This is a genomic window from Streptomyces sp. SM1 (genome assembly GCF_002910825.1).
Taxonomy (GTDB): Bacteria; Actinomycetota; Actinomycetes; order Streptomycetales; family Streptomycetaceae; genus Streptomyces; species Streptomyces okerensis.
In genome coordinates, this window is sequence record NZ_NEUB01000230.1 from 1 (window position 1) to 1,322 (window position 1,322).

The following is a 1,322-nucleotide window of genomic DNA, read 5'->3' on the forward strand; positions in this document are numbered from 1 at the left end:
CTCGCCGGGCAGGCCGCGCGCCCGCGGCCCGTGCCGCACCCGCGAGCACGTGGACCTGACGGCGCAGACCAAGCACCGGCCCGTGTCCGGGCGGCGCCCCCGCAGCCCCGGTGTCTCCCACGCCCACGCGTCGGTCCGCCCAAGGCCCGGATCACGCGATCCGGCGTCGAAAAGACAGCCGTGCCTCACAACCAGCCGGCGAACTCCAGCAACAGCTCCGCGTCCCGCTCCCGCCCCACCCGCCGCGCCCGTACGCCGGATTCCACCGCACGGAACAGCGTCCAGCCCCGCAACCGCTCCCGGTCGACCTCCAGGGACTCCGCGAGCCGCTTCACCCGCCGCCGCGTCGTCGCCGCGCCGGACGGCTGGGCGATGAGATCCTCCACACGGTCGCGGACCAGCCGCGCCAGATCGAACGCGTGCTCGCCGACCACCGGGTCCGGCCCCACCGCCAGCCACGGCATCCGCTCCCCGGAGAGCACCTTGCTCTGCCGGAACGTCCCGTGCAGCAGCCGGTGCTCCGGCGGCTCCGCCAGCAACTCCTCGCGGGCCGTCAGCGCCGCCTCCACCAACGGGGCCACCTCCGGATCGGCCGAAGCGCTCGCCCGCATCGCCCGCGCCTGCCGCCCCGTCCGTGTCGCCACCGTCTCGAAGCCGTGTTCCTCCGGCGGGTCCACCCAGAGCCGGCGCAGCGTCCCCGCCGCCTCCAGCAGCGCCTTCGCCTCCGGCAGCGTGCGCACCGACATGTCGGGATGCAGCCGCTCCAGCAGCAGCACGCCCTCCGCCCCGGACGGCGACGAGGAGGAAGTGGAAGAGGGCGGATCCTCCAGCAACCGCACCGCTCCCCGCCCGTCCCAGCGGGCCAGCGCGGCCCGCTCGCTCTCCGGGCGCGCCCGGCGCGGCGCCAGCTTCAGCACGGCGGGCCCGCCGTCGGCCGTGCGGACCAGCACCACCAGGCTGCTGCGCCCACCCGGCACCTGCACCCGCTCCACGGTCAACTCGCGCTGTGCAACGGCCTCGTGTGCCACCTGCGGCAGCTTCTCCAGCCAGTCGTCGTCCTCGGGCGCCGTCTCACCGAGTGCCCTCACCAGACGCTGCGGCGGTTCGAAAACCATGCGCGAGTCGTTCCCTTCCTGCTGTACGCGGTACCTGCCGCCCCCCGTCGCGTCACACCGTCGGCGCCGGTGTCCCCGAAGCCGTACCGCCCCGCTCGGCGAGCCCAGGGAAGGCTACGCTCTCCCCGCTCCAGCGCACCGACCGCACCGCCGCCTCCCGCATCGCCTCGGCGGCCTCCCGGCGCCGCTCACCGGTGCTCGCACGCA

General features: G+C 75.6%; 2 protein-coding genes. Both read right to left on the reverse strand.

The features are described 5' to 3' along the window. Positions 1–185: 185 nt before the first annotated feature. Positions 186–1,115: an aminoglycoside phosphotransferase family protein gene (locus B9S61_RS05425; RefSeq protein WP_103541167.1), complete on the reverse strand. Its 930-nt coding sequence runs from the start codon at positions 1,113–1,115 to the stop codon at positions 186–188. A 52-nt stretch (positions 1,116–1,167) separates the two neighbouring features. Next, the coding region (locus B9S61_RS05430; protein WP_146064719.1) for a DUF4439 domain-containing protein at positions 1,168–1,322 on the reverse strand (155 nt) is incomplete at its 5' end.

Bases quoted from the DNA above. Each gene is read 5' to 3' on its own strand.
- B9S61_RS05425 (WP_103541167.1), bottom strand. From the start codon at position 1,115: ATGGTTTTCGAACCGCCGCAGCGTCTGGTGAGGGCACTCGGTGAGACG.